At 45.0% G+C, this 11,852-nt stretch carries 11 protein-coding genes; 4 read left to right on the top strand and 7 right to left on the bottom strand.

Translation table 11 applies throughout. From position 1 onward, the window contains the following. Positions 1–296: 296 nt before the first annotated feature. From ACZ25G_RS08580 to ACZ25G_RS08550, 7 genes are all read right to left on the bottom strand, one after another. Positions 297–1,511 (bottom strand): ABC transporter substrate-binding protein, encoded by a 1,215-nt coding sequence (locus tag ACZ25G_RS08580; RefSeq protein WP_463682161.1) that lies wholly within the window; start codon positions 1,509–1,511, stop codon positions 297–299. Beyond that, on the bottom strand, positions 1,508–2,308 hold the full coding sequence (locus ACZ25G_RS08575) for an ABC transporter permease subunit (RefSeq protein WP_191482254.1): 801 nt from the start codon (positions 2,306–2,308) through the stop codon (positions 1,508–1,510). Before ACZ25G_RS08575 ends, ACZ25G_RS08580 begins: the two co-directional genes overlap by 4 nt. Further along, positions 2,305–3,120, bottom strand: coding sequence for an ABC transporter permease (locus tag ACZ25G_RS08570; protein ID WP_191510442.1), 816 nt, complete (start codon positions 3,118–3,120; stop codon positions 2,305–2,307). Before ACZ25G_RS08570 ends, ACZ25G_RS08575 begins: the two co-directional genes overlap by 4 nt. Further along, complete coding sequence (gene potA, locus ACZ25G_RS08565; protein WP_191510441.1) at positions 3,117–4,169, bottom strand: spermidine/putrescine ABC transporter ATP-binding protein; 1,053 nt, start codon at positions 4,167–4,169, stop codon at positions 3,117–3,119. Before potA ends, ACZ25G_RS08570 begins: the two co-directional genes overlap by 4 nt. A gap of 400 nt (positions 4,170–4,569) precedes the next feature. Beyond that, positions 4,570–5,643, bottom strand: coding sequence for an FkbM family methyltransferase (locus tag ACZ25G_RS08560; protein ID WP_463682160.1), 1,074 nt, complete (start codon positions 5,641–5,643; stop codon positions 4,570–4,572). Positions 5,644–5,722: 79 nt separating this feature from the next. Further along, positions 5,723–7,222: a monomeric [FeFe] hydrogenase gene (locus ACZ25G_RS08555; protein ID WP_191482250.1), complete on the bottom strand. Its 1,500-nt coding sequence runs from the start codon at positions 7,220–7,222 to the stop codon at positions 5,723–5,725. Continuing rightward, entirely contained in the window at positions 7,223–7,498 is a 276-nt protein-coding gene (locus tag ACZ25G_RS08550; protein WP_191482249.1) for a (2Fe-2S) ferredoxin domain-containing protein, read from the bottom strand. Between the two features lie 376 nt (positions 7,499–7,874). On the opposite strand from ACZ25G_RS08550, the gene ACZ25G_RS08545 reads away from it, so the two are divergent. The 4 genes from ACZ25G_RS08545 (at position 7,875) to ACZ25G_RS08530 (ending at position 11,838) form a co-directional block, all read left to right on the top strand. Next, a complete protein-coding gene (locus tag ACZ25G_RS08545) occupies positions 7,875–8,141 on the top strand; it encodes an NAD(P)H-dependent oxidoreductase subunit E (protein ID WP_191482248.1) in 267 nt (88 codons plus the stop codon). A 21-nt stretch (positions 8,142–8,162) separates the two neighbouring features. Next, positions 8,163–9,863, top strand: coding sequence for a [Fe-Fe] hydrogenase large subunit C-terminal domain-containing protein (locus ACZ25G_RS08540; protein WP_463682159.1), 1,701 nt, complete (start codon positions 8,163–8,165; stop codon positions 9,861–9,863). Between the two features lie 86 nt (positions 9,864–9,949). Beyond that, the gene (locus ACZ25G_RS08535) at positions 9,950–11,122 is read left to right on the top strand and encodes a SpoIIE family protein phosphatase (RefSeq protein ID WP_463682158.1); all 1,173 of its coding nucleotides are present in this window, start codon (positions 9,950–9,952) and stop codon (positions 11,120–11,122) included. A 167-nt stretch (positions 11,123–11,289) separates the two neighbouring features. Further along, positions 11,290–11,838: a sigma-70 family RNA polymerase sigma factor gene (locus ACZ25G_RS08530; protein ID WP_191482245.1), complete on the top strand. Its 549-nt coding sequence runs from the start codon at positions 11,290–11,292 to the stop codon at positions 11,836–11,838. The last annotated feature ends 14 nt before the right edge of the window (positions 11,839–11,852 follow it).

The following is an 11,852-nucleotide window of genomic DNA, read 5'->3' as shown; positions in this document are numbered from 1 at the left end:
GAGAGAATCAATCGGATACCCACAGGACGTCGGGGAGGAAGCTTCTTTGGTGGTCTGATCGTTACCCAGGAATCCAAATTGGATAGTGAGTCCAAGTGATATTTTCGGGAATATGTCCGAGCAAATCTCGAAGCGTTATCAGAATACGGAACATCACCTATAAAGTAATTACTGTTCATTTCATGATCTTCCTTTCACCGAAAGGGATTCATGAAATAGTTTTCCATTTTTCACCGCTTTCATACAAAATGCAATAAGAAGCAGCTGCCCCCAAAAGGCAGCTGCTTCTTATTGTATTAGTACATTTCTTCTCTTTTTTTCCGAATACGACGCACTACATTAATGACAATTGAAGCCACAATACAAAGAACTAAAAACACAGGGATAATCCACTGATTTGCTCCCTCATTGGTGCTCATGATATCGGTCCAAAGCTTGTCCATCAGACGGTTTGCGTCATCCGGCAGACTTAAAAAGGTCTCGGTATTTTCCAGTATCTCATCAGACGGATAAGCGATAGGATTATTTTTTACTTCATCATCTAACAGTTCCATGGCACCGTCATTAGGTGTGGAGTAGCCGATGTATTCACAGTTAGCCAATCCTACTTCCGGTTCGCAGAGAAAATTAATGTACATCTCCGCCGCTTCCTTCTGTTGGCTGCCTTTTGGAATACAAATGGCATCTACAAAGCGATTGGTTCCTTCCTTCGGGAAGGCAAAAGCCAAATCCGGATTATCGGCGATCATGGTAATCGCATCCCCAGCATAATACGGAGCCAACGCCGCCTCCCCTGCCTGCATCTTGTCAAAGATCTCATCCATAACATAGGCCTGTACTAGAGGCTTTTGCTCTTTGAGACTTTCAGCAGCCTTTTCTAACTCGTCCGCATTGCCGGAGTTAAAGGAATAGCCCAGACGTTTCTGTGCAATAGCAAAAGCGTCTCTGGAATTGGCAAACATTAAAATGTCCCCCATATACCGAGCATCCCAAAGAATATCCCAGCTATCCACATCGCCATCCACCATGGTAGTATTATAGATGATTCCTACAGTTCCCCAGGTATATGGTACAGAATATGCATTGTCTGGGTCATAAGCCGGATTGACAAATTGTTCATTAATATGCTGAAAGTTGGGGATATTCTCAAAATTAAGCGGTTCCAGCATATCTTCCTTGACCATCCGGCCGATCATATAATCAGAGGGGATAATAATATCATAACTAGCACCGCCGCTTTTTAACTTGGCGTAGAGTTCCTCATTAGAAGCATAGGTTGAGTAGTTTACTTTGATCCCGGTTAGTTTCTCGAACTCCTTGTTGACATTGATTGTCCCTTCTTCAGCACCATCAGAAATATATTCACCCCAGTTGTAAACATTGATCGAAATGTTCTGGCCCTGGAATTTCTGATAGTAGCCCTCGTCCTCCACCTCAATTTGCGCGAAAGCGGGGATCGTAAAGGTGATAAGCAGTAAAATTATAGAACATAGCGAGAGAAGTCTTTTCACAGGCTCACCTCCCGGCGAACCTTTTTCTCTTTTTTCAGATCTTTGAAATTGACAATAAGAAGTGTGGCCAAAACTACAATAAAGATAATTGTAGATAGCGCGTTAATTTCTGGGCTTACCTTTCTCCGGGTCATGGAAAAGATGGTGACCGGAAGGGTCTGTGATGTGGGGCCGGTAGTAAAATAGCTAATAACAAAGTCGTCCAGAGAAAATGTAAAGGCCATCAGCATTCCTGAAATAATGCCTGGCAGGATTTCTGGAAAAATCACCTTACGAAAAGCCAGGAAGGGTGTGCATCCTAGGTCTAAAGCTGCCTCATAGACAAAATTATCCATCTGCCTTAGCTTTGGAAGCACATTGAGGATGACGTACGGTAGTCCAAAAGTAATATGTGCAATAATCAAGGTGGTAAATCCAAATTCCAGTTTCAGAAATACAAATAGCAGCATCATGGATACGCCTGTGACAATTTCAGGGTTAATTATGGGGAGATATGTCAAATTCATCATAGCCGATTTCATCCACTTGTTCATGGAATTGATCCCTACTGCTGCCGCGGTGCCAATGATTGTGGCAATCAGGGAGGATACAATGGCAATGATAAGGGTGTTGATCAGAGATTGAATGATGACCTCATTGTGAAACAGTCGCTCATACCAATCAAAGGTAAAGCCTGTGAAGACTGCCCTGCTCTTCGATTCATTGAAGGAGTAGGCAATCAACACACCAATAGGAAGGTATAAAAATGCAAAGACCAATCCAATATAGGTGTTGGATAGCCATCTTCTCTTTTTCACAGCAATGCTCCCTCCATTCCCTCATCGTTGTCAAACTGGTTCATGATACTCATACATAGAAGAATGAGCACCATAAGGACCAGGGAAATGGCTGCACCCAAATTAGGATTATATGCATTGCCAAGAAATTGTAAATCAATCAGATCTCCGATGAGCAGATTACCGCCGCCGCCCAGCATCCGAGAAATGATAAAGGTGCTCACTGCCGGAACAAATACCATAGTAATTCCGGTGGTAATACCAGGAACGCTCAGCGGAAGAACCACCTTGGAAAAGACATGAAAGGAATTGGCGCCAAGATCCTGTGCCGCCTCAATGATCCGGTCATCGATTTTGACCATGATGGTATAAAGGGGCAGAATCATAAAGGGCAGGTAATTATATACCATCCCCAGAACCACCGCTCCCTGGGTATTAATCATCTCAAAGGGTCCTAAACCAAACAGGGCAAAAAAGCGATTGATGAGGCCATTTCTCTCTAATAAGGTCATCCATGCATAGGTGCGCAGCAGAAAATTCATCCACATGGGGAGCATCACCAGCATCAGGAATACCTTCTGCCTTCCTGCATGCATCCGAGAAAGAAGATAGGACAGAGGATAGGCAATGATCAAACAGATGATGGTGGCAATGGCAGCAAGCCAGATGGAACGGGCCAGAACCGGCGTGTACTGCCCAACACTGGATACATTTTCTAATGTAAAATGTCCATTCTGATCGATAAACGCAAAATAAGCCACCATTCCCAGCGGCACTACGACAAAGATAAAAGACCACACTGCATAAGGCAGAGAAGCAGATTTCAGTTTCATTTCTCCGCCTCCATTTTGTGCATAATATGAATATCAAAGGGATCGATATTCATGCCGATAGATGATCCCGGCTCTTGAGACTGGGTAGAATGGATAATCCAGGTAAATCCCGCTCCCTCCACCGTCATTTCATAGTGAACACCTTTGAATATAACCGATTCAACCCGGCCAGTTAACTGCCCTGCAATAGCGGGCACTACCTTAATATCCTCCGGTCGGATGACAACATCCACTTCTTCCATCTTGGCGAATCCTTTATCCACGCAATCAAATTGCCGTCCGGCAAATTCCACCACGAAATCTTTGTGCATAACGCCATCTAGAATGTTGCTTTCTCCGATAAAATCTGCTACAAAAGCATTTTCTGGCTCGTTGTAAATATCTTGAGGCGTCCCCACCTGCTGGATATGCCCATCTTTCATTACCACCACCGTATCGCTCATGGTCAAAGCTTCCTCTTGGTCGTGGGTTACATAAATAAAGGTGATATCCAAGCTCTGTTGAATACGCTTCAGTTCAATCTGCATCCCTTTGCGGAGCTTGAGGTCCAATGCGCCCAAAGGCTCGTCTAAGAGCAGCAATCTGGGATGATTGACCAGAGCTCTTGCAATCGCCACCCGCTGCTGCTGACCACCGGATAAGCGGTTCACGTTTCTTTTATCAAAGCCTTTTAGGTTGACCAGTTCCAGCATCTCAGAAACACGGGAGGATATTTCTTTTTCCGGCAGTTTTTTCAGCCGCAGTCCAAAGGCGATATTCTCAAATACGTTCAGATGCGGAAACAATGCATAACGCTGAAAGACAGTATTCAGCGGCCGCTTATAAGGCGGCAGGCCATTAATTCTCTTGCCATCAAAAAAGACATCGCCAGACGCAGGCTCCACAAAACCGCCGATAATGCGCAGCGTTGTGGTCTTTCCGCAGCCTGACGGGCCCAGCAATGTGACGAACTCCTTGTCGTGAATGTCAAGGTTGATTCCATCCAATACTACTTCCCCATCATAGTCGACGACGATGTCTTTCAAGCTTACAATACAATTTTCCCCCATTGAGCATCCCCCTTTGCGGATTTAAGTTACATGTCCCGATAAACGAGCATGCCAACCCCGATGAACTTGTAGCCGCTTCCCGCAAAAGGCTTTTTCTATCGTTGCTGTGAATGTGCTTTTCCCATCATCCACCAGCCCGTTTTAGGCGGTACCTTATTCATCAGTTCATTCTCTTTTTTGCTAGATGCCAAAAGCAACGAATATCACTATAGCATATATCCTAAAAAAGTCAATATTTTTACTAAATTCTCGTAAATTTTGCGCTTCTGTCTGTGCTTTTATTAAATTTCCATATCCTGCTTCTAATATCTTTTATTTACTCCTTTTATCTTTTGTTTTCTCCGCATGCAATATCTCCATTCCCTTCTGGTATATCTTTATCATCATTTCACAAACCTTCTTAAAAATTCGGTACTACCCCAATATAGTTAGTTTCCCAAGCGGGGATGTAAGGCTGGTGACGCAGATAAAAAACATAATTGGGATTGATTCTTTTAACCGCCAAGGGCAGAGACCATAGATCCTCATTGCGGTGATAAGCACTGAGCAAAAGCTTGGGTCCGTAAGTGCGAATAGTATCTTGAGCTCCGGTCAGAGCTTTCTCTTCACTTCCTTCCACATCCAACTTGATGTAGGTCGCTGGATTTCCTTGTAGAAGACTATCCACACTGATAGCCGAAATTTTATTTCCACCCTGCCCCACTCTGGAATTGCGCCCTGCTTTTCCGAGAAAAGAGATTTCCTCAGCCTGATTCCAGATACCTGCATGGACTGCCTCAATATGATTAATTCCTAAAGATTCAATAGTCTTGCACAGTTTTCGATAATTTTTTTCGTCAGGCTCTACCGCATAGATTTTTTTATATTCAGGAGCCCAATTTAGAAACTCCCGAAGGGTATCGCCGTCGTAGGCACCTAGATCGATATAAATTTCATCACGGCCCAGACAAAGAAGATTTTGATAGATTTCCTCAACCGGTGTTTCTACCTCTGCCAAAAGCTGAATATCTCCCGTAGCCTTAAAACGCAAGGCATTTTCAAAGACTCGTTTTGACTGATCGTCCATCAACATTTCATAAACCTGTTGGATCTCTTCCTCATGAGCGGCGGCAAATTCTGGAGTAAACAGTCCTTCCCCTGCCACTGGAACATCAGGCGCTACCACCTCATATCGCCGAGATAACTGCTGCAAACGAAGAAGCATTTGAGGATGATGAACACCGAAAGCTACTACGATAAATAAATCATCATATATCTCTTCCAGCTCCGACAACCTTTTCACCTTATATCCTGCAAAACTATGTCCACGCACAAATTCATCACTGGCAAATATTTCAGCTACCGGAATCTGCTTTTGTTGGCAGACATCCAGAATCATCTGAGCACCGTTTCCCATGCCATACAGCGCAATGGGCTTTTTTGTTTTTTTCATCCGATCCCATACACCGGTTACATCCTTCCAGTTAGGGAGCATCTTGTCACCTCCAAACAGACAGCGCCCGCGCAACAATGCAGCGGGCGCTGTATCTCCATACAACTCTTTACCTTAATCTCTATTCTTCGATCTTTTCATCGGCATATTTGCTATCGTAAGCATTTGAAGTTCCTGCCGCCGTCTGGAATCCTTTGACCGCAGCCGATGCCTTGTTCAATGGGATAATCGTGCCAGCGCCACCTACGCAGCCACCTGGGCACGCCATACCTTCCAGCAGATATCCGTTTCGTTTACCCGCCTTGGCAATCTGGAGCATCTTCTTACAGTTGCGCAGACCCTCTGCCCGGTCGACTTTTACCTCTACATCAGGATATTTGGTCTTGATGCAATTGGCAATAGCATCCGCCACGCCGCCAGCCACGGCATAACCACGTCCCGCGCCGGTAGCATCCTGCAAGGGTTCATCTTCAATGCTGCCAAAGTCAATGCCTTTCGCGACAAACATTCCCATTAATTCTTCAAAGGTGATAACAAAGTCTACATCGCTTCGTACCGTCCGTCTGGATGCCTCCAGCTTCTTAGCCGCACATGGGCCAATGAATACCACTCTGGCGTTCGGATGCTCTTTCTTGATGATCCTAGCCGTGTCAACCATAGGTGTCAGTGCTTCAGAAACACAGCCCGCCAGCTCCGGGAAATTATTTTTTGCCATTACGGACCAAGAAGGACAACAGGACGTGGCCAAAAACGGCAAATCCTTTCCCACATGGTTCACATAGTGGTCCGCCTCTGCCATAGCACTGACATCTGCGCCGGCAGCTACTTCATAAACTTCAGAAAATCCTAGCACTTTCAGTGCTTCTTTCATTTTTTCTGGAGTTGCCATAGGTCCAAATTGTCCAACGAAAGCAGGGGCAATAGCAGCTATAATCTCCTGGCCATCCATAATCGCGCGGATCAGCTGATAAATCTGGGATTTATCGGCAATCGCTCCAAAGGGACAATTAACAATGCACATCCCGCAGGAAACACATTTGTCATAGTTGATCTTTGCCCGTCCCAAATAATCGCTTTCAATGGCGTCGACACCGCAGGCCGCAGCGCAGGGACGGTCATATTTAACAATGGCACTATAGGGGCACACATCCTTGCATCGACCGCACCGTACGCACTTATCCTGATCAATATGTGATTTTCCGTTTTCAAAAGATACTGCCTTTACCGGGCAGACACTAACACAGGGATGCGCCAAACATCCGCGGCAGTTATCGGTTACCATGAGGGAATTTTCTGGACATGCGTTACAGGCAAAGGGAATAACATTCACCAGCGGCGGTTCGTAATATTTTTCCGGCTTAGCGCATTCCTCAATTCCTTTTGCTACCGGCATGTGCTCATCTACTTTACGCAGAGAAAGGCCCATGGCCAAGCGCAGGCGCTCACCGATAATAGCCCTCTCCTTGAAAATGCTGTCGCGATAAGTCGCCACCTCACCCTTAATAATGCGATAAGGAATTTCCTCAAAGGCCGCATATTCCTCATTGTTATAAGCAAACTCAGCAATCTGAGCGAATACCTGACGCCGTAATTTTGTTACCGGTGTATAAATTCCGCGCACTTAATGCTTCACATCCTTCGCTTTTAATGAAATGATCTTTTCCATGACAGTCTGGCTGTTAGCGCAAACCAATCTGTCACCGTTAATCACTACCACAGGAGAGTCACTTCCATGCTTTGGATCTCCTATACAGCTTTTGGTAATCACCTGCACCTGAGTATTCAATCTCAGCTGGGTTTTCAGCTTTTTCAAGCTCTCAATGGCCTCAATGATGTCCATTGCCCCCATCATGACACACTCTGGACATACACACACTTCCACAATCAACCTTTTCATCCGGGCAAAACGCCACCTTTCCTTATTCCTCCATGGCTTGTTCCAAACTTTTTAGAACAATACACAAATTTCCTTATTAAAAATTGTCTACATTTTAACAATTGATTTTATTATATCCTATAAAAAGAGATCGTGTCAAGGCGTGGCCTAGAGTTTCCAGCTGTTTTTTTCATCTTTGTTCATTGTTCCTAGGATTGTTCCCTTTCTTTGTACAGTCTTCCCTTTCATAAAGATTGCGCCAAAGATTTCCCAGCCTTTTTATGCGTTTCTCATCTTGTTATTCTCCCCTTTTTTCATGTATACTAGAGATAATATGGAATTCGTTTCGTTTTTAACAATTTTATGTAGTAATTCATGAAGAAGGGATGGAGAAGTTATGGTCGTCGTCAGTGTCTGTGTAGGCAGTTCCTGTCATATGAAGGGCTCCTATCAAGTGATCAAAACTTTTCAAGAATTGATCAAAAAAAATCAATTGGAAGATGTCATTGAGCTGAAAGCCTCTTTCTGTATGGGCCGTTGCCTTTCCGGCATCTCGGTAATGGTCAACGACACTCCTGTCCAGAATGTTGGTTTCGTCAATGCGGAAAATGTCTTTTATGAACATGTCTTTCCCCTAGCACAGGCTGAGAAAGCAGGGGAATAAAAGGAAAGAGAGGTTACATTAATGGGAGTTATTGAGCTGAATATCGGTAATTGTCACAACTGTTATAAATGCATCCGGGAATGTCCTGTGAAGGCCATTGCTTTTAAGGATGGGAAAGCCACTATTATTGACGATGAATGTATTTTATGCGGTAACTGTGTCCAGTGCTGTCCCCAAAATGCTAAATTTATCAAAAGCGATCATCACTATGTCCAAGAAATGATTGCCCAAGGGAAACGAGTCTATGCTACCGTCGCGCCTTCCTGGCCGGGGTTCTTCGGCACAGATGACTTCTCCAAACTTTCGGCTGCACTAAAGAAGCTAGGCTTTGCCGGAGTAGAAGAAACAGCCATCGGCGCCAATGAAACTAGCAGAGAGTACGCCGCTCTGATGGAAAACGGACAGATGAAAAATATTATTGCCACCGCATGCTCCTCTGTGGTCATGCTGGTAGAGCGGTATTATCCGGAGCTGATTAAAAATCTGGCCCCTGTCTCCTCTCCCATGATGGCTCATGCCAAGCTGATGCGTGAAACTTACGGAGATATCAAGGTAGCTTTCATCGGGCCTTGCCTTTCTAAAAAAAATGAAGCCTCTGATCCATTGGCCGGCGGCTTTGTCAACTACGCTCTAACCTTTGCTGGCATTCAAAAGTGGATGGACAACGCTGGCGTTTCCATGGATGTCCAAGACAGTGAAGCCACCGGTGTGAGCAATCCGGTTTCTCGCCTTTATCCCAAAACTACCGGTATTCTCAAAACCATTCCAGACGAAAAATTTCACCACTATCGGCCGGTTGCTGTCGATGGTATCAGCCGTTGTATGGAGGTTTTCGATGCCATCCGCGATGGTCTGGTAGAGGGTCTGTTTGTTGAAGCTAATATCTGCCCGGGCGGATGTATTGGCGGCCCTATTATGCGGATGGGTCACAAGAGCCTGCTGGTCACGGAAACAATGATTGACGATGCCCCCATGCCCCAGGATGAAAATCCTGCCCCCACCTCTACCATCGAATTCCCACATCCCCGTGTCTTTACCAACCGTTCTGTCCGGCGGGATATGCCGACAGAAGAAGAGATTAGAGCTATCCTTGCAAAAATCGGTAAGCTGACGCCGGAGGATGAGCTAAATTGCGGCAGCTGTGGCTATCATTCATGTCGTGAAAAAGCGGTTGCAGTTTTCCAAGGTAAAGCGGATATTAATATGTGTCTTCCCTTCTTCCGCGAGAGGGCAGAAAATATGTCCAGCACCATTACAGAGCATTCCCCCAACGCTATTTTGGCTCTGGATGAGGATCTGAATGTGCAGGACATCAACCCCATGGCAGAGGATATTTATCAAGTAAATCGTGGGGAAATCCTAGGCTACCCCATTCCCGCCTTTTATGGTGAGCCTGACTTTGACACCGCTAAAAGTGAAGGAAAGGCTGTCACCAAGAAAGTACATGTAGATGAATCCGATAAAACAGTAGAACAAACCATCCTTTATATTAAAGAACATGGTATGTATTTGGTCTTCGTCAAGGATATCTCTGAAGAAGAGCAGCATAAAAAACAGATGGAGTCTCTCCGCGATTCCACCGTGGACATTGCACAAAAAGTCATTGTCAAACAGATGAGGGTCGCTCAGGAGATTGCAAGCCTGCTGGGTGAAACCACCGCAGAAACTAAGGTGGCGCTGACCAATCTGAAAAAATCCATGTCTGAACTTTCCGAGCTATGAGTGTGAACTTCGCCAGAGGAAACGCCCTAGATAGAATTGAAAGGTTCTTTCCGGCCTTTTTCAATGATTAGAAACGGAGGTTCACCATGGAATTATATATTGACGCTGTTTATGAAAGCCTACATAAATATGGCGAAGAATTATGTGGAGATAAAGTAGAGTTTGTCCGTACTGATGATTATTTTTTGGCTGTGTTGGCCGATGGCTTAGGAAGCGGTGTAAAAGCCAATATTCTCTCTACCCTGACCAGCAAAATTATTGCCACTATGTTTGCAAGTGGCGCAGATTTAGAAGAAACTCTGGAAACTATCGCCAGTACTTTACCTGTCTGTAGTGAGCGTGGGCTTGCATATTCTACCTTTACGATCATTCGTGTCGGCCGGGATGGTAAAGTGTATACCGCTGAGTTTGACAATCCTGACCTACTCTATTTTCACAAAAATGTTCTCACCCCTATTCCCCGTGAAACAGTAGAAATTGGTGGAAAGATCATTCATATCAGCCAATTTGAGGCTGAAAGTTCCGACATGATCATCACCTTTTCTGATGGTGTAGTTCATGCGGGAGTTGGACGTCTGCTGGACCTAGGCTGGCAATATGAGAATATTGTCAACTATGTGGTAGAAAATCTGGAACCCGGTATGTCCCCTCGTGTCATTACCAAAAAACTACTTGCCGCTGTTAACACCCTTTACATGCAGAAATGTGGCGACGATTCCACCGTCTGTGCCCTGGCACTCAAGCCTAACCGTCCTGCTACAATAATGGTTGGCCCCCCTGTTAATAATGAGATGGACAAAATTGTCGTTGACAAACTGATGTATTCCAAGGGAATCAAGGTAGTCTGCGGCGGTACCACATCCCAGATTGTCAGCCGGATTACCGGCCGTGAACTTAAGGTGCAAATCGACTATGAAAATCCTGCCGTTCCCCCAATCGCCACACTCCCTGGGGTAGATCTGGTTACAGAAGGTGTTCTGACCCTAGGTAAGGCGCTGGAGATTATCAAGGGAATCAACGATGCTGGAGTGGAAAACACAGAAGCCTACACACTCAATAAAAAAGATGGTGCTACCAAACTGACCCGTCTTCTTTTAGAGGATGCCACCGAGGTTCGCTTCTTGGTTGGACGGGCTCTCAATCCTGCACATCAAAATCCAGGTATGCCTGTATCTCTCGGTCTTAAACTTAACCTAATTAAAGAACTCGCAGCCGAACTGGAACGCACAGGAAAAAAGGTTTCTGTAGAATACTTTTAATCTTTATCCTGTTTTCGTAATACTTCGAAAAACGGCACGCTGCCCTGTCATGGATGCGGCGTGCCGTTTCTTCGGCAAAAAAATAAAAAAATCAAATATTATGCAATAAATCGCAATATTTTTCCCACTAAAAAAATGGACACCCTTTCCGGAAGGTGGTGGAACATATGACGATCGATATACGTGTCGTCGAAGAAGCGCGGTTGGGAGATCAGGAGGCCTTTACTCGCCTTTACGAGCAGGTCTATGCCGATTTATACAAAACTGCTCTGTTTATACTGGGTAGTCGGTCAGACGCGGAGGACGCGGTATCCGAAACCTTCTTAGATGCCTATCGGGGCATCCGAAAGCTCAAGGAACCATCAGCCTTTAAATCCTGGATTTTCAAAATTCTGCAGGCTCGCTGCAACAGGAAAATTGCTCTCAACTATAAGCTTCGCAATCATTTTAACCTCGAAGATTTTGCCCTATCCGACACCAGCTTATGCTACAATCAAAACTCAGATGACAAACTGGTACTGATGAACGCTTTGTACTGCCTTAATTATCACGAGCGCTCTATTGTTGTCCTCAGCGTCATCCAGGGGTACAAAATCAGAGAGATTGCAGAAATTCTTAAAATGCCACAGGGAACGGTCTCCTCAAAACTGCACCGCTGCCTAGAAAAACTGAAAAAAACTATCGAAAGGGGTGAGTATTGTGAAGTACAAAAATAACGGCTCACATGGGG

The sequence above is a fragment of the Zongyangia sp. genome (assembly GCF_965361945.1).
Note: the sequence above shows the minus strand (reverse complement) of the source record. Positions and strands in the feature narration are given on the sequence as shown.

Coding starts and splice junctions, on each gene's coding strand:
- ACZ25G_RS08570 (WP_191510442.1), bottom strand. CDS start 3,120: ATGAAACTGAAATCTGCTTCTCTGCCTTATGCAGTGTGGTCTTTTATC.
- ACZ25G_RS08530 (WP_191482245.1), top strand. CDS start 11,290: ATGACGATCGATATACGTGTCGTCGAAGAAGCGCGGTTGGGAGATCAG.
- ACZ25G_RS08540 (WP_463682159.1), top strand. CDS start 8,163: ATGGGAGTTATTGAGCTGAATATCGGTAATTGTCACAACTGTTATAAA.
- ACZ25G_RS08550 (WP_191482249.1), bottom strand. CDS start 7,498: ATGAAAAGGTTGATTGTGGAAGTGTGTGTATGTCCAGAGTGTGTCATG.
- potA (WP_191510441.1), bottom strand. CDS start 4,169: ATGGGGGAAAATTGTATTGTAAGCTTGAAAGACATCGTCGTCGACTAT.
- ACZ25G_RS08545 (WP_191482248.1), top strand. CDS start 7,875: ATGGTCGTCGTCAGTGTCTGTGTAGGCAGTTCCTGTCATATGAAGGGC.
- ACZ25G_RS08560 (WP_463682160.1), bottom strand. CDS start 5,643: ATGCTCCCTAACTGGAAGGATGTAACCGGTGTATGGGATCGGATGAAA.
- ACZ25G_RS08535 (WP_463682158.1), top strand. CDS start 9,950: ATGGAATTATATATTGACGCTGTTTATGAAAGCCTACATAAATATGGC.